Genomic DNA, 20,560 nt, shown 5'->3' with positions numbered 1-20,560 from the left:
GGCGCTGCATGACCGCAGCCGAAAGCCCTGCGCCCGCATGCGAAGGTGCATGCGGGCGCAGGTTTTGGCGAGAGACGACGATGGTCGGTTTTTGCGTTAGGCGCTTTCGGCGATATGCTTGCCAGTCAGATAACCGTACGTCATCGCAATGCTGTGGCTCGCGCCAGCGATAGTTGCGGGATAATCCGCCAGGAACCTGCCGCCCTGGACGTTACCGATGGCATACAGACCAGGAATGACCTCAAGATCGGCATCGCATACCTCGGCGTCCTTCGTAGTCGAAAGACCGCTCATGGTTACGAGGCAGCGGAGGGCATCCTGCGAAGCGCCGCTCAGTCCCGGCTCGCCCACCGCATAGCGAATGGCATAAAACGGCGGATTTTCCAAGGCAAACATGCGCTCGGGGGCCTTTCCGAAATCCTCATCCTTGCCGGCTGCACACAGTTCATTGTAGCGTGCGATTTGCGCTTGCATGGTCTCGGCAACATCGGCCTCAACCCCGAGGTTAGCCACCAGATCTTCGACGGTATCGCCCTTTGCGCTCGTCCACTCATCGATCGCTTCGATATCTTCTTGCGAGATCTTGCTCTTCGTACCGAGGCCGGCTTGCATCGATGAAAGCTGCTCGGGAAACCTCGAGTCGAAGATCTGGTAGATCACGTTGCCAGGTTGGCGGATCAACGCGGAACCGAAATGGTCATTCGTCAAATCCTCGTTGATGTAGCGCTCGCCGTTGCCGTTCAGCTGCAAAAACGCATCGACGCCAAGCTTGCCCAAATCGCCGTGCGCCATCGCGGCATGCGGCCCCGCCTCAATGTTTCCACCCGCCCAGTAGCCCATGCGGTGGCCGTCGCCCATATCGGCGAAGTTCCCTTCGATATCCTGATGCATATACGTGAAGGTGAACTTTTCCTTTTGATCGTAAATCCACGGCAGGTAATGCGCAACCATCTCGTCGTTGCGCGCATAGTCGCCCGTCGCAAGCACGACGCCCTTCGAAGCCAGCACTTTAGTATAGGTCTGGTCGTTGAGGCTCTGGAAGATCACACCCACAACTTTGTCGCCCTCTTTGACGAGCTGGCGCGCTGGACAGTCGAAGTGGGCGTCGACATTACCCGTGGCCTGGGCTTTATCGAAGTTTGCAAGGAAGACGGGCTTTTGACCGCCTTTGTCGGGTGCCGTAAACGAGAGCGTACCGCTGAAGATGACTTCATGATCGCGCCCGTATTCATAGGGAGGATAGGTGTTTTTATTGCTCACGTACACCGTATCCTCGCTCGGCGTCTCGTCGCCAGGATGCACCCAAACGAGATCGTCATAGGCCGAAGCGTACCAGTCGAACGCCTCACCGCAGTGATCTGCCCAATTCTTGAGGATTCTGAAATCGCTGCGGTGGCTCATCTGGATCATGAGTTCGTTGACAAGTTCGGTCGCTTCGATGTCCTCGATGCCCATCGAACGGGCGCTTTCGGTGTTGAATGCCGAAAATTGAGACGAACGGCAGTTAGGCTCAGAGCACTTTTCGATCGCGACGACTTTAACTCCTGCTTCAGCAGCAGAACGAACGGCAGACACCCCAGCAACGCCGAGACCCACGACGGCAAGCTCGGTTTCGATGGTTTGCGTGATCTGGTCGTCCGTAATCGGGTCGGGCTCCTGCAAAAACGAGGGAGCGCCAGTCGCATCCTGCACATCTCGCCCGCCTGCAGACCCCGTGTCAGCATCGGCCGAAGTAGGCTCGCCCGCCGCGCAACCCGCAAGCCCCATGGCTCCGAGGCCCAGACCGAACGCCGCCGCTCCCCCGATGAAGTTCCTTCTTGAAATCTCTTTCATGTCGATTCCTCCTTGGTTTCACGTACCGCGCATCGTTTAGCTGACAAAAGCCCGATGCGATAGGCGCACTATGCAACGCAAAGACGTGTACGGGAAGGCGAGAGGGAGATGAGTTTGTAGGATGATTTTTCTCATACACTAGTATCTGATCAGGAGTAACGGAGTGCACAGAGGCGCGATGCCGCATCCTCGCGCTCGACGGGTCGCACCGATAGTAGAATAGCGGCAGGGATGGAGGTTTATGGATATCGAGCACGCAAACACGCCCAAGGCCAAACCGAGCCAAGCAATTCCGAGCTTTTGTTTCCTCGGATTCTTCCTTATGGTCTCGTTCAGCACGTCGCTTTCACTCAGCACCTACGCAATCGACGATTCGGCAGTCGCGCAAAGCCAATTCCCGTTCGGTCCGCTTGCGAAAATGCTCCTGTTTGCAGCGGCAGCCTTCCTCTCGACAAGAATCACCCCGCTGCACAAGAAACATCGCCTGCTTATCGCTGCGGCCATCGTTCTTTCGCTCGGTGCCGCTCTTACCATCGCGTCCCGTTCGTCAGGTGCCTCGTCGGCACTGTGGTTGAACTCCTGCGGATCAATCGTCATCAGCATCGGCACGGTACCTCTCTACCTTGCCTGGATGGAGTTGTACGCAAACATGGACATGCGCCACGTCCTCGCTTACTACACGGCAACGCATGTGCTCTCGTCGTTTCTCTCGTTTTCGCTCACGCTTGTTAGTTCCACCGTTTTCGTCTCAGCAGCCATCGTGGCCTTTCCTCTTATATCGGTAGCGCTTCTGCTGGTCAGCTCGCAGAGGATCAAGCGCGTTTCTTTCGCGCAGGGCGAAGCGGTTTCGTCGGGTTGGTCGTTTCCCCTCAAGCCCGTTGTGCTGTTCGCGGGCTTTACCTTCTGTAACAATTTCTTGCGGGGATTTCTGTCAGGGTCCGGACGAGGATACGCCCTTTTCGGCGTCCTGATCGTTTCGGGTATCGTACTCGTCGTCATCCTGCTGCTATTCAAGCGGTTCAGCGTACGTTCGCTATATCTGATCTCGCTGCCGATGGCGGTAGCGGGCGCGCTCTGCTCTCTCATCGACCTACCCAACGCCGCACTTGTCGGTTCGCTTCTGACCAATGGGGCCTACACGCTGTTCAGCATCTTCATTACCGCCGTCTTGTGCAACATAACGTTTCGGTACGGCGTCAACCCGTTGTGGACATTCGGGTTCACCCAAAGCGCCCTCGCCTTTGCCCAGATCATCTCGCAATCGGTTCATGCCTCGTTCGACGCACATCTGCAAAGCGTAACGATCTACAGCCTGTGCGTCTGCCTCATCGCCACGGTGATCGTCATCCTGTTCGTCGTGTTCATGAGCGACAAGGATTTCACCAGCACGTGGGGCATGACGCTTTCCAGTAAGAAAACGGCAGGCGAGAGTACCGACAATCGTCAAAGTACGGTTGAGAAGGCGGCTTACATCGCGCGAATCAAGGGGCTTACCAGGCGCGAGGAGGAGATCCTTGCCATGCTTCTTGAAGACAGAACCATTGCCAGCATCGAAGACGCCCTCTACATTTCCAACTCCACCGCCAAGACCCATATCCAACACATCTACAAGAAGCTCGGCGTACACAGCAAGCAAGAGCTCATCGAAACGTGCAAGGTGCTGTAAGCGCTTCTCGCCAGAAACACGATTCTCTGCGACGGGCGCGAATGCACAGCACGTGGGTCGGATCCCCAAGGAACCCGACCCACGGTGAACGCGATCTGCAATCGGTTGTACTACGCCTTCATAATCTCCTTGGCAACGTACACGCCTGTGCCGAGCGCAAGGCCGACCGACGCGCCTTCGTTGGTGTAATACGGCACGCTGTACACGCTGCCCTGATCGACGCCCGCCACATAGAGGCCCGGGATCGGGTTGTTCTCCTTGTCCATAGCGCGCAGGTGGCTATCCACCTTCACGCCGCCGTTCGTGCCCCACGCGCTCGGCACGTACTCGAACGCGTAGAACGGAGGCGTCTTGACCGCCTTCAAAAACGCGGGATCTTTCCCGAAATCGCCATCGGCACCCGCATCGCAGAACCCGTTGTACTTCTCGACGGTAGCCTCGAGCGAATCGAGCGAGAACTTCTCGGCTATCTCGGAAAGCGAATCGGCCTTGAGCGCCCAACCCTCGTCGATCGCTTGCGCAAGGTGCGCTTCGGCATTCTCGGGAGTGGTCTTGTAGTAGTCGGCCATGGGACCGGATACCCAGCTTTCGGGCTGGCCGAGGTACACGAAGATGCCATCGCCCTTCACAGCCTCGTAGTAGTCCGAATCCATGATCACGTACGCCTTGCCCGCGCGCAGCAACGCTTCGCCGCCGATCGCGAGCGGGAACTGAGCGATCTTGCCCTCGTTGATGAAACGCTCACCCGCCGTGTCGGTGTAGAGACCCCCGAACAACCAGTAGCCATAGTGCTCGTTCACGTTGGTCCAATCGGGGTTGAAGGGGCTGCCCTCGGTCGCGGCCGAAACGGCTCCGCACTCGTTGCCGAGCACGGCGAAGTTGCGGTCCCATGCCCCGCCCGCATCGAGCACCATGGTGATGCCCGCACCGTCGGAGAGCGTGTTGCCGAGCGCATAGACTTTGGTATTGAAGCGGTCCATCTGCATGTCTTCGCTCCCGAGGAACCCGCCCGCGCACACGACGACCGAATCAGCCATCACGTCGACGCCCTTATCGGTCTGCACGCCTTTGGCGACACCATCTTCCATGATGATCTTCTCAGCTGCCGTGCTGAACAAAAACTCGCCGCCCGCAGCTTCTATCGCCCGCACAAGCGGGGCCACGCGCTCTCCCCCGCCGGTGTCGAACATATGGCGGCCGCGGAACCCGACGCCGTACGAATCGGGGATGAGCGTCATCGGTATGCCGAGATCGAGCATCGTGTCGATGGCATCGCCGGTATGGGCGAGGGCATTGCGCAGAAGGGCGCCGTTGACGCTTGTGCGCGAGAACTCGTTCATGTAGGTGAACATGGTGTCGAGGGTAACGGTTGCGCCCTCTTGCTCCTGCAGCTTGGTCTCGCATGCGGTAGGACCTCCGCACATCGAGAAGTTCGACATCGCAGCAGAGGGGGCCTTTTCGATCACGACAACGCTTTTGCCACCTTCGGCAAGCTTGAGCGCAGCCAGAAGTCCCGCAGCGCCAGCACCGACGATCGCCACGTCGCACGCCTTCGTCTCGCTTCCCTCTTTACGCTGAATTCCCGACGAAGCCTGCTCGGGAGCATCGGTCGGTTCGGCGCTTGCCGCCTGGCTTGTGCCGCCTTGCTCAGGCGAGCATCCGGCAAGCCCCAACCCGGCCGTCAGCGCACCTGCGCCGACCAAACCGAGGAACGAACGACGATCAAGTTTTGCATCCATGGTTGATTCCTTCCCTGTGAAGTTTCAATGCCGCAATCGTACGGATTCAGGCGGCTTTCGCCATCACCTCGAAGATGCGTTTGGCATCGCATGCCGATGAACAGGGTTTACAATGTAAAAATCACGTTTCTGAGGTGATGCGCCCACCTGCTCTGTACCTTAGGATGAACAGCGCGAAACGTCAGATCGCGTTCGGATCACCCACCGCCAGAACGGAGCCATCATGAACGAACCGAGGAAAACCGAAGCGCCGCTTGCGCGTATCGCAGCGCTCATCGAGCCGCGCTTCCCTTTGCGCCTGCTCGGGTTCGGACTCGTGTACGTATGGAGCACATGCGTGTGGGAACTGTCGATTTTCTCGCCCATACGCGCAAGCGAACCGACCGGATACCTGTTCGACATCTGGCTCCTTTCCGCCTTCCTCACGCCCATCGCATGCATCGCCTGCGCCCTCGCAGGACGAAACCGGGAGCTGATCGACCGGCCTGCGCTGATCATCGCAGGTCCTTTGCTATCCACAATCGGCACCCTCTGCATTGCCCTGTTCCCCCTATCCAACGAAACTCTCCAGCCGATTTTAGGAATCGCGGCGGGGATGGGTACGGGCATCGGCCCCGCCATCTTAGTCGTACTCTGGGTGGGGCTCTACGCGAAGCTCGACACCGATACCGTCGAGACGGTGGTGCCCGCATCGTTCTTCGTGATCATCGTGTGCATGCTCGTCATCCCCTACCTTCCGACGGCAATCGCAAGCGCCGTTGCCATCCTGCTTCCCCTCGCTTCGTCCGCGCTGCTGATCATGTCGATGCACAGCGTAGAAACGGGGGCGACGGGTTTTCGGGAATCAGCGGAATCGACCGAGGAGGCACAGCCTTACCCCTTATCGAGCATCACAAGAATCTTCCTGCTGATTTTAGCGGCCTATGCGATCAGCTGCACCATACCTTCGCTGCAGCAGCACATCGAACCGGTCGTGCTGCCCGTTGCCACGAACATCATCGGCATACTGTTCGCCATCGCCGTTTCGCTCGCCATCGTGTCGTTCTCGTCGCGGATCGACCTCGACGCCTACTTTCGATGGATGTCGACGCCGCTCATCCTCTCGGTCGTGCTCACAGCCTTTCCCGATCCGATTGCGGCAACTGCAGCCTCGATTCTGGCGAACGCGATGTTCACAAGCCTCGAGATCATCATGATCCTGTATTTCATCCGCCTCGCCCGCAAGGTACATCGACCGGTCTCCCTGTTCATCGGAATCGGTGCTTGCGCAACGTATTCGGGACTGCTTATCGGATATTTGCTCGGCAGCGAATGGGCAGCGCTCGCAGCAGACAGCGCGATGAGCGTCCAACTTTTCTGCCTCGTCCTCATCGGAGTGTTCGCCTTTGCGATGCTGCTGGTACCCCGCAATGATCCTGCGTGGTCGGGCGCTTTGCCCCCAAGCCCCGCCGACAAAAGCGTGCCGAGTAATCCGCAGAAGTCGTTCGATACGATCTGCGACGAGCTCGCCGTGCACTACGCCCTTTCGAAACGGGAAACCGATGTGTTCAAATTGCTTGCGCAGGGCCGCAGCCAGCCCTATATCCGCGAGGCACTCTTCTTGTCGAAAAACACCGTGTCGACCCACATCCGCCACATCTACCGCAAACTTGACATCCACTCGAAAGAAGAGCTGATCGATATGCTCGACAGAGGCTGAACGGTAAGCTTTTACAGCGCCCGCTTGATTTCTGCGATCGAATAGAGACTCCCGCAGGCGCACACAAGACCGTCTTCGCCTGCGATTTCTCGAGCTTTCGCCACCGCATCGGGAATGTCGTGGGCGATGTAAGGGTTCGTACAGGCCGAACATCCCAGCAGATCCTGGCCCGTCCAGCGGATAGCGCGCGCGAGCTTTGCAGCGGGAAGCGCGCGGGGGTTCGGCGGCTCTATGGCGATGAAGGCGCTCCCGAGCGGCAAAAGCTCTTCGAGCATTTCAGGATAGTCCTTATCCTCGAGCACACCGACGATAAACACCGCTTTGCGGCCGGGAAACGCCTGCTTGAGCGAATCCGCGAGCGCCCGAGCTCCTTGGGGATTGTGCCCGCCGTCGACGACGAAGGTCGGATACTTTGCCACAATCTCGAAGCGCCCGGGCCATTCGGCATGCGCTATACCGGCTCGAAGCGCCTCGTCGGACACCTCCCAACCGCGCGTGCGCAGAGCCTCGATCACCTCGATGGCAAGCGCCGCGTTGTATGGCTGGTAGCTGCCGAGAAGACGCGTAGTAAGATTGTCGTACTGTTTGTACGAAAAAACACGAACATTTGTTTCACGTGAAACATCGACCGACCGGGCCTCGTCGCATCGGACGCCTTCCGTCGCATCCGCCTGTGCGCAAACGGCTTCACCTTCCGCGATCACACTTCCGAGCAACAGCGCGCCGAAATCGGGAGCCATAAGCGGCGCGTCGAGCGCTCGGGCGGCAGCTTCCACCACCGCACAAGCCTCGGGCTCCTGCGGCCACGACACCACCGAAGCACCCCGCTTGATGATGCCCGCCTTCTCGCCTGCGATTTCAGCCAACGTGTTTCCGAGCAGGCCCGTATGGTCGAGCGCGATGCGCGCGATCACGCACACTTCGGGCGATTCGATCACGTTCGTCGAGTCGAGTCGGCCGCCCAAACCCACCTCCACAACCGCGATGTCGCAGCCCTGACGGGCGAAGTGCACGAACGCGACGGCGGTCATCAGTTCGAACTCGGTTGGATGGTCCTCCATGGCTTCCGCTTGGTCGCGCACCGGAATCGTAGCCGCACGCAGATTGTCGGGGGAAATCTGCTCGCCGTCGACGGCAATGCTGTTCTCGTACGCCCCGATGGTCGGGCTCGTGAACAGGCCGACGCGCAATCCCGCAGCCCGCAGCATGCTCGCAACGAACGCGGCCGTCGAACCCTTGCCGTTCGTACCCGAAACGTGCACGATAGCGTACGACCGCTCGGGATGGTCAAGCCGTTCGACAAGCTCCGCTATGCGGGCAAGTCCCAATTTGCTCACACACCATGCGGGGTTTTCAAGATATGCAACAGGATCGAACGCCATATCCAACCTCATTTCACTTTCGCACGCTGCTCGGAGAACATGATGAACGCGATTATCGGCAATCCGACAATCGATACCGAAAGCACGTATCCCAACACGACGCTTCCGAATAGGAAACCCGTTTGGATGACGGCGAGGAAGAACAAGATCATAGGCATGAACTGCGCGTTGAGGTTCTTCGTGAAAAGGTAACCCGTATCCCGTTCTACGAGAACCGCCTCGTCGAGATCGCAGACGCCCAGATCCCGCCTCATGAAGGCGGGAATGCCGACGATCGGATCGATATCGGCTTCGCGGGCTATTGTATTCGTTTCCCGAATTCGCTCAAGCGAATCGATGGAAAGAGCCCGCGCCTTCGCCTTGGCTTTTCCGTGCCGCAGTATCACCTTGTCGGATTCGTCTATCCCCAGGTGGACCATCGCCGACCGGGAAAGCCTCACGATATCGCGCCCCTCGTCGTTATCGTACGGACGGCAGCTTTTGAGCAAAATCGAGCTGTTGCCCACCATGAAACCCGAAACCGCCTTCGGCATCTTAGAAACGAGATGCGCTGGCTCGTCAAACGCCGAAGCGGTTATCTGCACCGCATCGTAGCCGCACTCCCGCAAGTCCCGCCTGATCGTTTTCTGCTCTTCGTACGACTCGGGAACGAACTGGGGCGCCCGATCGTAGCACGCGGCAATGCGCCGCTTCGTCTCGGGATCCACGTCCGCTCGTGCAATCAACCTGCGCGTCGCCTCGTCAAGCGTACACGGAGGCACGCTCAGGTTGAGCAGCGTTCGCTGATACCTGCTCAACCGCATGGTTTCGGGGGCTAGATCTTTATCGAGCTCGATCTTGTCGAACGGAATGTAGCAGAGTGCGCCAGTCGCAAGGTGGTTCAAGCGGTAGTAGTGCCGCCGCTTCGAGGAGAACCCGCCTTCGATAGCCTCCAACTCCCGATAGAGGTCCTCGGATAGGGCAACGCAACCCTCCCTCACCTTATCGATCCGCTGGACGGCCACGTGCTTCACCAGAAGGGTACCCTCGTGTTTACGCACCGAAATACACGCACGGTCCCCTGCGCCTATACCGAGCTGCTCCATGACCCGCAACGTCGTTTTCGCCGTGTCGCGGCCCGCATCCGAATCGGAATCCTCATCCTCGTCGAAAGCGGTTATAACCAGACAGCATTCGGCCGACCGGGAATCGTCCGCGCGTTCAACGTGCACAAGCTCGCGGTTGAGAAACCCGTGCTCGCGCGCCCATGCGGCGCTCACATCGATCCTGTTGGAGGGAACGAAGGAATCGGCCTTGCCCGCTACAGTAATCGAAGCCGGGATTTCGTCTCCCCTGGCGGCCTCGCCCGGTGCTCCATGCGAAGCCTGCACCCTGTCAGCGCCCATCTCTTCCCCCCGCCTTCGAAATAATATGGGCGACAATCTCGTCCGCCGCGTTTACCCCGCAGCAAGCCAAGATCCCCTCGAAGTGAGCGTTCGAATTGACCTCACAGAAAACGGGACGCTCCCCCTCGCCGAAAAGGATGTCGACGCCGGCGAAATCAAGCCCTATCGTACGGCATACGGCAAGCGCCATCGCCTCGAACGATTCCGGCGCATCAAACGCCTCGGCCGACGCCCCGCACACGATGTTTGCACGGAAGTCCTTCCCGCCCGACGATCGGAGCATACTCGCGATCACGCGGCCCCCGACCACCTGCACCCGCACGTCGCGCCCAACGCTCGAGGCAACGAACCGTTGCAGAACGGCAGAGCGGGTTCCGAACGAGTCCAGTACGGCGACGAGCTCTTCTCGCGAGTGCACCAGATGCACCTGCTCGCCGAACGAGCCGCTACTCTCCTTCGCCACCAGCGGCAAGCCGAGCCGCTCGATCGCCTGGTCGGGAAAGCTTTCCCCGTCCCACGAAGGCGGCTGGAAGGAAAGGGGCACCACAATGGTATCGGGCATCTCGATGCCGCTTTCCATCAGCGAAAGATAGGTCAATGCCTTGCTGTCGCATACCTCGATGGCGTGCGCGCTGTTGTACACGCACAATCCGCTCGCCTCGAGCCGCTTGGCCAGGTTGACGTCCTTATCCCAAAACAGAACGAAGGCAGGTCGCCCATCGGGCGGTACGGTCGAAACATCAACGGCAGCCAACTCGACGTTCGTTTTTACGGAGAGACCGATGCCCGCATCGCGAGCGGCATCGAGAATATGCGCATAGGTTGCCCTGAAGCGCTCGCTTCGCAAAAACCCGTTGACGACGAGCCAGCCGTTCACTGCAACACCTCGTTCAATCGCATCACCGCTTCCTCGAGGGCAGCGCACACGGTCGAAAAGCTCGAGCATCCGCCCCTTTCGCGAAACAGCTCGACGTTCATCTCGATCTGAAAGCAGAGCGCGGGCGATCTTCGTGCAACGTCGGCGGATACGGTCCGCGAACCTGCAGCGGGAAAGATGGCGTCCACCGTCACCGGAGCGATTGCGCAAGCGCCGAAGGCGTGCGTTATCACGTCTGTCAGCTCGGTGCGCCCCTCGATGTTGCGCCCGTGCCCTGTCCCGATTTCCACCATCGATTGGTGGCGATCGCCCATCTCATGCAGATCGAGCACGACTCGCACGCCTTCATCGCAGGCGAGACGTACGATCTCGTCGCGGTAGCTGCTCACCTCATCGTAGTTCGGGTCTTCGAGCGAATCTCCGCATCGGTAGATTGCCGGACAGCCCACGCGATCGTGCAACAGCAAAGCAAGTCTTCCCGCATCGGGTTCAGCGCACTTCACGACGCCGTTGCGCGCGTGCTCAACCCGATGCGGAGCAGAGACGAGCACGACCCCCCTGCCTGCCAAAACATCGTATCCCGAAGCCGCCTCGGGCATCCGATGCTCTCCGGACATGATATCCATAGCGACACTCCTTGATAACGCGAGGACAGTCGACTTAGTATACTGCGCTCAGATACTCCGCGATGCCCTTGGCCGCACGCTTTCCTGCACCCATGGCGAGGATGACCGTAGCCGCACCGATGACGGCATCTCCGCCGGCGAATACGCCGGGCACCGAGGTCGCACAGGTTTCCTCGTCGGCCACGATGAGGTGGCGCGGCGTGGTTTCCAAACCGGGCGTCGTATCGGCGATGAGCGGATTGGTCTTCGAGCCGATGGCGATGACGAGCATGTCGATGTCGATCACGAACTCGCTGCCCTCGACCTCGACGGGACGTCGGCGGCCGCTCGCGTCGGGCTCGCCAAGCTCCATTTTCACGCATTCAAGACCGGTGACCCAGCCCTCATCGTTTCCGAGTACGCGCACGGGGTTCGTAAGCATCGAAAACTCGATGCCCTCCTGCTCCGCGTGATGGATCTCCTCGTTGCGCGCGGGCATTTCCTCCTTGCCGCGGCGGTATACGATCGTCACTTCGGCCCCGAGACGGCGAGCGGTGCGCGCCGCATCCATGGCCACGTTGCCGCCGCCTACGACCACGCACTTCTTTCCCGCGTACACCGGCGTTGCGTACTCGGGGAACTTATAGGCTTTCATGAGGTTCACGCGGGTCAAAAGCTCGCTTGCCACCATTGAGCCGTTGAGGCCCTCGCCCTCGATGCCGAGGTACGACGGCAGACCCGCGCCTGTTCCCACGAACACCGCATCGAAGCCCATATCTCCCATGAGCTCGTCGATGTCGTAGAGCTTGCCTACAAGCGCGTTCACCTCGAACGATACGCCCAAATCGGCGATGGCCGACACTTCTTTTGCCACAAGGTCCTTCGGCAAGCGGAACTCGGGGATGCCGTAGGTGAGCACGCCGCCCACCTTGTGAAGCGCCTCGAACACACACACGTCGGCCTTGCACTTGGCAAGCTCGCCCGCACAGGTAAGCGATGCGGGACCCGAACCCACGACGGCCACGCGTTTGCCGGTAAGATCGTGGCCCGTCGCGCAGCGTTCGTCGCCCCGCAGCTCATCAAGAGCGCGGGCTGCCTCTTCGGGGTTTTCGAACGCCCAATCGGCAACGAAGCGTTCGAGACGGCCGATACCCACCGGCTCGCCGTTCTTGCCGCGCGTGCATACGCCCTCGCACTGATTTTCCTGCGGGCACACGCGCCCGCAGATGGCGGGAAGCGTGTTGGTGTTCTTCACGATCGCGTAGGCCTGTGCGAAGTTGCCCTCGGCAACCTCGCGGATGAAATCGGGGATCGGCACGCCGACGGGGCATCCGCTCACGCACGGCTTGTTCGGGCAATGGATGCACCGGAGCGCCTCGTTCACGGCCTCTTCGGCAGTATAGCCCTCAGCAACTTCGTCAAACGTTTGCGAGCGGATCGTCGGATCGAGCTCGCGCATGGGAGTCTTTTCCTTTTGCTTGTTCACCTGAAGCTTTGCGTTCTCGGCCATGCTACTCCCCTTTCCCGTCCATGCAGTCGCGCCCCTCGGGTACCTCGCGGGCCGCGCCTTCGAACGAGCGGTACATGACGCCGCGGCGCATCGCATCATCGAAATCGACGAGATGGCCATCGAAATCGGGGCCGTCGACGCAGGCATGGAGGTATTCGTCGCCTACCTTCACGCGGCAGCCGCCGCACATGCCCGTGCCGTCGATCATGAGCGGGTTCATGGAAACGAGCGTTTTGATGCCGTACGGCTTGGTAGTAGCCGCCACAAACTTCATCATGATGACGGGACCCACGGCGAGCACGAGATCGTAGTCGGCGCCCTCGTCGATGCGTTGCTGCAGCGCTTGCGTGACGAGGCCCTTGTTGCCATTGGAGCCGTCATCGGTCATGATGATCTGCCGGGACGAATTCTCGTCGATCTCTTTTTCGAGAAGGATGAGGTCCTTGTTCCTGAACCCGGTGATCACGTCCACCTCAACACCGTGCTCATGAAGCCACTTCGCCTGCGGAAACGCAATCGCCGTGCCGAGACCTCCGCCGATCACGCATGCGCGCTTGGCGCTCTCGAGCTCAGTGGGGTTGCCGAGCGGCCCGGCGAAGTCCAGCAGCGCGTCGCCCGCTTTCATCCGTGCAAGCTTGCAGGTGGTAGCGCCCACAGCCTGGAAAATGATTGTCACGGTTCCGGCTTCCGGATCGCAATCGTTCATGGTGAGCGGGATGCGCTCGCCCTCTTCGTCGATGCGGAGCATGATGAACTGCCCGGGCTTGATCTTCTTGGCAATCGCAGGAGCCTCTATGACCATACGGGTCACCTCGGCGTTGAGCGCCTCTACTGCTTTGATGGGATACACGGCGATCCTATCCTTCTCGTCTCAGATGCAAAAACAGCACCGGTGCATGTACGGGCACGGTGCCGCCTTACTATTCAGTATCGACGCATGATTATAGCAACTTCCCCTCACGGAGAATGTTTCTAAACGGTTAAAGGAGCCGAAACGCTCTGTAACAGGATGCGAGCGGCCCGAGGGCCGCATAGAACCCGGGATCAATACCCGACTGCACGAAAAATGCACAGCGGGCAGGCATCCCAAAACGAAGCCTACCCGCTCGAGCGATCAACGCATTGCACCTTTGCAGCTGCGCAAACGGATGGCGCAGGTTTCCTAGGCACGCTGCTTCTTGATATTGTACGCGAGCACTGCGCACACGATGACAACGAGGAGCCCGATGAACTGGGAAAGAGGAAACGTTCCCTGCACAATGCCCATGACGGCACTCACGACGCCCAAAACCACGCCGATGATCGACAGCACGAAAAACGGCCCGATCTTTCGAGGATCCTTCGCTCCCCGCATACCAAGCAGCCCGATGATCAGATACAGAACGCCTCCGATGATCGACGACACGCCGAACACCATTGAGAGGGACGCCGCGTCGAGCGCCGTGCCGCCCACATCGATAGCCTGCCCGGCAACGCCGGGAATCGAAGCGCCGAAACACAGAAACGCTCCAGCCGCAATCATGATCACCGCGTAGACGATCAACAGGATCGATACGACTTTCAGTGCTTTCTGGGAGCCTGACATATGCTTTCCTTTCCCACAACGCGGTTGCCGCCACCGAATCGAGCGCACACCCGTGAAACGTAACCGCACCGGTGATTGTGCCGATTTTTCAGGTTACCACTCCGGCCGGGAAACGAACTGGTTTCAGCTCCGATACAACTTCTTGTTACAGTTGTTGACAGAGGCCCGTTCCCCTTCATAATTTATTGAATATACGGTTAGCTTTAGGGTGGGTTCGAGCTATGCGATCTACCGGATAACGCGCAAGGAAACTCGTTGAACATCAATCAGGTGAAGTACTATGTCTCGGTCGTCGATCAAGGCAGCTTTTCAGCCGCCGCGGCAGAGCAGTTCATAACGGCGCAAGGCATGTCGAAAGCCATCGCCGATCTTGAGCATGAAATCGGAAAACAGCTGCTCATCCGCAAAAACCGAGGTGTTGAGCCCACCGAGTTCGGAAAAGAGTTCTACGAACGCGCCAAGCTGGTCAACCGCTGTTTCGGCGACCTCGAGGCTTTCGCCAAGACCCGAGCCGATATGCCCGAAGGCGCACCGGTATTGACGCTGCTCGTCAGCGCTCCGAGCTTCCTCAGCATGGAGAAGGTAAGCAGCAGTGTTTCCTCGTTCGTCAAAGCGAACCTCGGCATCAACGTATCGGTCTCGTTCGGATTGGCCGATCAGTGCATCGAAGCGCTTAGAGACGGGAGCGCCGACGCAGTGATCGCGATAGGCGAAGCGCACGTTGCCGGCATAGAATGCTCGCCCATCGGTACGATACCCTGCGGCGTGCAGATATCGAAGATGAACCCTCTTGCACAGAAGAAGTACCTAAGCCTTTCCGATCTCGAGAACACGCCCGTCGCGTTTTGGCCCAACCACGATTTCTTTAACGAGACCCTCAGAAAACGGCTTGACGAAAAGGGCGCGAATCTCACGTACGTCGACATCGAGCAAGACGCCACCGGCCTGCACGCGATTGCAGTAAACCACGGCGCCCTGCTCATCCCGCGCATCAGCGCCATCGACGAAGATGCCCTCCACACGGTTCCGATTCCCTTCGATCCTAAAGAGGGAATCGTCGTGCCCATGTGCCTTCTGAGCCTTCAAGCCAACACGAGTCCCAAGATGATGGCGCTGCGCCGATTCCTGACGGCGACGAACCGCCTTGTATCCGAAGCGAAAACGTCCGACATGATTTCGCGGGCGATCGGCACACGGCAATCTGAAACGCACTAAGACTCAACCTCATAGCATGCACGAAACGCGCAGCTTCGCGCATGCGGCAATCCGAAAACACCAAGCCCCGATCGGGGGCACCTGAAGACGAAGCGGATCTTCGCAACTTTCTTGCGACCTCTCGTCGGTTCTAAAGCTCTCTCGCCCGCCTAAAGCAAAAGCCGCACCGGTACCAGCGGCGAACCCTGGCCCGATGCGGCTCATTTTACCGCGGCCCTTTGCGGACGGTTACACCATCCAGGCCGACAGGGGCAGCGCCGTATTGCCCACGAGCACCATCACCACGAACAGCGCGAGCATAACGAATCCGTAGAACTTGGCAAAATCGTGGTTCTCGCGCTCCTTTCTGATGGCGTTGATGCTGATCACTACCGCCGTACCTGCAATGATGATGCCTACGCCGAAGAAATTCGTGTACTCGAGCAACCCCAGCTGGAGCGCATCGGGCACGAGGTTCGCGCCCACCATGATATTGGATACCGCGCCGAAGAACGCCGCACCGATCATGCCGAGCGGATCGACCCGCCGAAACGTGCAGATGTAGAGGCACAGAAGGATCCACGCCGTCGTTCCGTACAGAGCGATGAAGCATTTGACATACAGCCCGACGCTGTCGCGGTTGATCTCCACCTGCCCCATGATCTCGGTTTTGTATATGGGATCGTCGTTGGCGTAGCTATCGTAGAGCGGGTTAAGCATCTTGTGGTCGCTGCCGAGGATATATTCTTGCACACCGAACCGCTCGAGGCTGTACCCCGAAACATCGAGATTCGGGTTGGTGTAGCTCTCATCCTGCATCGGTATGAGCACCAAGCGACCCACGTTCATGCTCGGTTCCATGAAGAAGCGCAGCTGATGCGACTCCAAGGGAAAGCGCGGGGTCCAGAACTCCTTGTTGATCACGACATCATAGCGCACGAGCTGGTAATGTTGGTCGCCGACGTGCTGTTCGTCCATCACCTGATGGAGCTTTATGGTTCCCTTGTAGAAATGGATAAGTTCCGGGTCGGAGAAGTCAAGCGTTTCGTCGCCGGTCCAGCGGTACGCGACGTTCAGCATAAGCTCGAACTGGGAGCTCTTGATGTTGACCGAGGCGACCTGTTCCAGGTATATCGCGGTTTCCACCCGCGTGGCATCGGCCGAGTACGTATCGATTTTCTCCTGCAGCTCAGGGGCGGGAGCCTCCATGTTGCGATCCCAGTAGTCCTCTTCGGCAATCTTGTCCTGATACAGCTGGCTGCATGCAAATACAAGGAAGCCTCCGAAAATGATGAGCACTGCCGCAATACTGCCAACCAAGCGCCTGAGCTGCCACCGCTCCATATGGCGCCAATCGAAACGCCTTTCTTCATCAGACTCGGGTGCTTCCCCTTGGTGTTCCGCCATGATCCCTCCTCGAACCGTTCGGTACCACGAGCGACCTCATCGTCGCCCCGGTATATATATGTAAACCAATGAATGAATTGGCATCATTGTAATGTCTAGCTGGCTATAGGGAACTCATCTCGGAAAATCAGAGCCCTGGTTCATCTAACGGTTGAAGCCAACGCGCGTCAACAAGTCGATTACCAAACGGTGCACCGTCTTCAATGCCCGTACGGCGCCCGTATAATCGAACGCAAGTACCCTGCCCACCCTCAGCGTTTCAATCAGGTATTTCACAACAGGGCGCATATCCATGGCAGTTCGAAGGAGTAAACATGCCCGCACTGTATCGGTTGACCGATCGCCTCGAAGCAATTGATCCCGAAGAGGAAATCGATTCGGCCGAACCGGTCGTCGAGGTCTTGAAAACCGACGAACTCGATTCAATCGGCATCAGCGACATCGACGCACTCGAATCGCTGAAGAGCCTTGCGGCTTCACAGAGTACGTACGTGGACGTATTTCCCGATTGCATGATCGGCTCGCTTTCAATTCCCGACAAGGCCGATTTGCTCAAAGCACCTGCGTGCTTCGGCTTCTACCTTGACACGACTCGCTTGATATTCGTCGATAATGGGGATGTGTGCGAATCGATTCTCGATGGTATAGCAAGCATGCATCGAACGATCAGCCCCACGCTTGCGCGCGTGCTCTATGAGTTCCTCAAGTTCACCGTTAAGGACGATGCTGTGTATCTCGCCGACGTCGAGGAGAAGCTCGGCGACACCGAAGAAACCATCCTCGATCGCAAGCGGCATGTGACGAACAACCATATGCTGCAGATCAGAAGGAAGATTCTACGGCTCGATAGCTACTACCAGCAGCTCTCCGACATGAGCAGCGTCATGAGCGACGACGAACACCGCATGCTCGCAAAAGAGGAGCGCCGATTATTCCATCTGTTCTCAGAACAGTGCGATCGACTCATGGACCGCGCCCAGTCGCTCAAAGATTACAGCCTGCAGCTCCGTGAGCTCTTCCAGATGCAGATCGATACGCAGCAAAACGAGATCATGCAATGGTTTACGGTAATCACGACTATCTTCGTGCCGCTCACGCTGATCACGAGCTGGTACGGCATGAACTTCGAAGCCATGCCCGAGCTTGCCTGGCCTTTTTCCTACCCGATTGTGATCATAGTCTGCATCGTGCTCGTCATCATCGAGATCAGGTTCTTCAAACGTAAAAAATGGCTGTGAGGCCTCAGGCGCGTTCGTCCCCGAACGCAAGCTGCTCGGCCGAGCCCTGCGCGGCTCCACCATTCGGCTGCGCATCGACCTGGTCTGCAACACCATGGTCCGAGTGCGCTTCCTTCCCATTGGCTTCGGCCGCATTGCCGGCTTTCGGATCGGGCGACTGCGCCAAGAGCGCGCCGAGCGTTCTGAAATCGGCTTCCATCACGTCGCGCTTGTTGCGATCGTAGATGGCTGCCGCCGGATGGAAGATCGGGAACACTTTGAACTTGCCCGCCTGCTGCAGCTTGCCGTGCAAGCGCGTGATGCCCACATCGGTTTTGAGGATGAACTTCGTAGAGAAGTTGCCGAGCGTAACGATGAACTCAGGATCGATCGTGCGCGTTTGCTCACGCAAATACGGCGTGCAAAGCTCGATTTCATCGGGTTGCGGATCGCGGTTTCCGGGAGGCCGGCATTTCAGGACGTTGGCTATGTAGATATCCTCCCGCACAAGTCCGGCAAACGCGAGTAGTTCGTTGAGATACTGGCCTGCTGCTCCCACGAACGGCTCGCCCTGCAAGTCCTCGTTTTTACCCGGTGCCTCACCGACGATCATCACGCGAGCCTGAGGATTCCCCACGCCGAATACGATTTGCGTGCGGCCTTCGCACAGCGCGCATTTCCGGCATGCTTCGACTTCGGCCCGTATCTGCTCCAAAGGAATGTGCGGTTTCTTCATGGTCGTCTGTCCCGTCCTTACTTTGTTCTCCTCGGCTGCATCGCCACGGCCTCCCTCGGCAACCCGCCGGTGCTCCTCGATGCGACGGGCATTCGCGTTTCCGCTCATACGTACACCCGCGGCATACGGTGCGAAAATCCGATGACGATCTCGTGCTGTACCGTGCCGAGCATGTTCGCCATATCGTCTACCGTCACAATCGAATCGCCCTGGCGGCCCACGATAATCACCTCGTCGCCGATCTGCGGATCGAGCCGCGGACGATTGCCGTATGTGCGCATATCCACCTCGAACATACACTGGTCCATGCAGATGTTGCCGACTTGGCGGCACCGCTGCCCGTTCAGAATCACGTCGATCCTTCCTGAAAGCTCGCGCCGCAATCCATCGGCATAACCGATCGGTACCGTGCATATTTTCACGCTGCCGGGGCTTCGGTACTGCATCCCGTAGCTCACGCCCTCGCTCATGGGCACCAGATTCACCTCGGTGATGCGCGCATGCACGCTCATGGCCGGATGCAGGTCGACCATGCGGCGCGTTTCCTGACAGGGGTGAAACCCGTACAGCGAGATGCCCAACCGGGCCATGTCGAAATGCACATCGGGATAGCGGATGATCGCCGCCGAATTCGCGGCGTGCACGATGCCGGGATTGATGCCGGCGGCGCGCAGAGCGTTGATCGATTCGAGGAAGCGCTTCGTCTGTATCTGGAAATCGAGCGTCTCGGGACAGTCGGCCGTTGCGAAGTGCGTGAACGTTCCCACGAGATCGAGCGCGCGATGAAAGCTCACCTGCGTCATGAACTCGACCGCCTCGTCATGGCGGATGCCGATGCGGTTCATGCCGGTGTTGATTTTGAGGTGGTACGGTGCCCGCACACCAAACGCGTCGGCCGCTTCGCCGTACTGGATAGCGAACTCCGGCGTGTACACGGTTGGCATAACCTTATAGGCAAGCAACAGCGGAATCGAGGCGATCGGCGGCTCGGCGAGCACGAGAATAGGCGCGTTGATGAGCGCTTCGCGAAGCTCGATCGCTTCGTCGACCGTCGCAACGCCGAGGTATTCCGCGCCCGAATTGAGCGCCGTCTTGGCAACCTTGACCGCCCCGTGCCCGTAGGCATCGGCTTTGACCACCGCCATGAGCCGCTTGCCGCGCCCAATGCACTGCCGGGCAACGCCCACGTTGTGCCTGATGGCTACAAGGTCTATTTCAGTCCACGACCAACGGCGGTCGCGCACAGGGATAGTGGCGAGCTTTTCGGGGTCGAATGCGAGCGACCCGGAGGCCGACCGCACATCGCGTGCGAAATCGATCGGCTTCTTGGATCTATTCTGGGATTGTGCGCTCGGATACCCGTTACGAAAATCGCTCACGAAAAAGCCTTTCTCTTAACTCGCCTTTAGTATAGCGCACCGAGAAACCACAGCACCCGAAGCGTTGCGATTGCACTAAGACTTCGTGGACGCTGACGACCCGCAGCCGCAACACCGGCATCGGCGCCAGTGAGTGAGCGTCCGCGCAGACGCCGGGGTTCGAGCGTACCGAAGCCGGGGTCGAGCTGTACGTACCGGGATTCGAGCGCGCCCCGCGTTCGAGCGCGTCCGCGCCTTGCGCTCGCGCAGGGCCAATGATGACAGAGCGGGCAAATGAGGGAGCCGTGTAAAGATTTTGCTTGTTTTTGTTCTCGAGGTGCTGGATTCTGGCACAAAATTGGAGGTT

General features: G+C 58.9%; 16 protein-coding genes. 4 read left to right on the top strand and 12 right to left on the bottom strand.

Translation table 11 applies throughout. From position 1 onward, the window contains the following. Positions 1–96: 96 nt before the first annotated feature. Positions 97–1,833: an FAD-dependent oxidoreductase gene (locus tag FJE54_RS06770; RefSeq protein WP_139651934.1), complete on the bottom strand. Its 1,737-nt coding sequence runs from the start codon at positions 1,831–1,833 to the stop codon at positions 97–99. A 241-nt stretch (positions 1,834–2,074) separates the two neighbouring features. Here FJE54_RS06770 and FJE54_RS06765 point away from each other — a divergent pair, with 241 nt between their 5' ends. Then, positions 2,075–3,499 (top strand): response regulator transcription factor, encoded by a 1,425-nt coding sequence (locus tag FJE54_RS06765; protein WP_139651933.1) that lies wholly within the window; start codon positions 2,075–2,077, stop codon positions 3,497–3,499. A 110-nt stretch (positions 3,500–3,609) separates the two neighbouring features. Here the strand turns inward: FJE54_RS06765 and FJE54_RS06760 are convergent, their stop codons facing one another. Next, complete coding sequence (locus FJE54_RS06760; RefSeq protein ID WP_139651932.1) at positions 3,610–5,238, bottom strand: FAD-dependent oxidoreductase; 1,629 nt, start codon at positions 5,236–5,238, stop codon at positions 3,610–3,612. 223 nt (positions 5,239–5,461) lie between these two features. Here FJE54_RS06760 and FJE54_RS06755 point away from each other — a divergent pair, with 223 nt between their 5' ends. Beyond that, positions 5,462–6,937, top strand: coding sequence for a helix-turn-helix transcriptional regulator (locus tag FJE54_RS06755; RefSeq protein WP_139651931.1), 1,476 nt, complete (start codon positions 5,462–5,464; stop codon positions 6,935–6,937). Positions 6,938–6,948: 11 nt separating this feature from the next. Here FJE54_RS06755 and FJE54_RS06750 read toward each other — a convergent pair whose 3' ends face one another. The 7 genes from FJE54_RS06750 to FJE54_RS06720 form a co-directional block, all read right to left on the bottom strand. Then, complete coding sequence (locus FJE54_RS06750; RefSeq protein ID WP_139651930.1) at positions 6,949–8,319, bottom strand: bifunctional folylpolyglutamate synthase/dihydrofolate synthase; 1,371 nt, start codon at positions 8,317–8,319, stop codon at positions 6,949–6,951. A gap of 8 nt (positions 8,320–8,327) precedes the next feature. After that, complete coding sequence (locus FJE54_RS06745; protein WP_139651929.1) at positions 8,328–9,704, bottom strand: hypothetical protein; 1,377 nt, start codon at positions 9,702–9,704, stop codon at positions 8,328–8,330. After that, positions 9,694–10,581: an ATP-grasp domain-containing protein gene (locus FJE54_RS06740; protein ID WP_180326608.1), complete on the bottom strand. Its 888-nt coding sequence runs from the start codon at positions 10,579–10,581 to the stop codon at positions 9,694–9,696. Before FJE54_RS06740 ends, FJE54_RS06745 begins: the two co-directional genes overlap by 11 nt. Then, entirely contained in the window at positions 10,578–11,207 is a 630-nt protein-coding gene (locus tag FJE54_RS06735; protein WP_139651927.1) for a hypothetical protein, read from the bottom strand. The genes FJE54_RS06740 and FJE54_RS06735 overlap by 4 nt, the downstream gene beginning before the upstream one ends. Before the next feature lie 34 nt (positions 11,208–11,241). Continuing rightward, complete coding sequence (gene gltA / locus FJE54_RS06730) at positions 11,242–12,696, bottom strand: NADPH-dependent glutamate synthase (protein ID WP_139651926.1); 1,455 nt, start codon at positions 12,694–12,696, stop codon at positions 11,242–11,244. 1 nt (position 12,697) lies between these two features. Beyond that, entirely contained in the window at positions 12,698–13,546 is an 849-nt protein-coding gene (locus FJE54_RS06725; protein WP_139651925.1) for a sulfide/dihydroorotate dehydrogenase-like FAD/NAD-binding protein, read from the bottom strand. A gap of 312 nt (positions 13,547–13,858) precedes the next feature. Further along, a complete protein-coding gene (locus FJE54_RS06720; protein ID WP_139651924.1) occupies positions 13,859–14,281 on the bottom strand; it encodes a hypothetical protein in 423 nt (140 codons plus the stop codon). A gap of 255 nt (positions 14,282–14,536) precedes the next feature. On the opposite strand from FJE54_RS06720, the gene FJE54_RS06715 reads away from it, so the two are divergent. Then, positions 14,537–15,496, top strand: coding sequence for a LysR family transcriptional regulator (locus tag FJE54_RS06715; protein ID WP_139651923.1), 960 nt, complete (start codon positions 14,537–14,539; stop codon positions 15,494–15,496). 228 nt (positions 15,497–15,724) lie between these two features. On the opposite strand, the gene FJE54_RS06710 is transcribed toward FJE54_RS06715, so the two are convergent. Beyond that, positions 15,725–16,882, bottom strand: coding sequence for a ligand-gated ion channel (locus FJE54_RS06710; protein WP_139651922.1), 1,158 nt, complete (start codon positions 16,880–16,882; stop codon positions 15,725–15,727). Positions 16,883–17,196: 314 nt separating this feature from the next. Here FJE54_RS06710 and FJE54_RS06705 point away from each other — a divergent pair, with 314 nt between their 5' ends. Further along, positions 17,197–18,120 (top strand): magnesium transporter CorA family protein, encoded by a 924-nt coding sequence (locus FJE54_RS06705; protein WP_180326607.1) that lies wholly within the window; start codon positions 17,197–17,199, stop codon positions 18,118–18,120. 4 nt (positions 18,121–18,124) lie between these two features. Here FJE54_RS06705 and FJE54_RS06700 read toward each other — a convergent pair whose 3' ends face one another. Together FJE54_RS06700 and alr are read right to left on the bottom strand one after the other, a co-directional pair. Continuing rightward, positions 18,125–18,835, bottom strand: coding sequence for a uracil-DNA glycosylase (locus FJE54_RS06700; RefSeq protein ID WP_139652250.1), 711 nt, complete (start codon positions 18,833–18,835; stop codon positions 18,125–18,127). A gap of 104 nt (positions 18,836–18,939) precedes the next feature. Next, on the bottom strand, positions 18,940–20,154 hold the full coding sequence (gene alr / locus FJE54_RS06695; protein WP_255467290.1) for an alanine racemase: 1,215 nt from the start codon (positions 20,152–20,154) through the stop codon (positions 18,940–18,942). Positions 20,155–20,560 lie beyond the last annotated feature (406 nt).

This window comes from Raoultibacter phocaeensis, assembly GCF_901411515.1.
Classification (GTDB): domain Bacteria; phylum Actinomycetota; class Coriobacteriia; order Coriobacteriales; family Eggerthellaceae; genus Raoultibacter; species Raoultibacter phocaeensis.
This window is presented reverse-complemented; position numbering and strand designations above follow the sequence as displayed.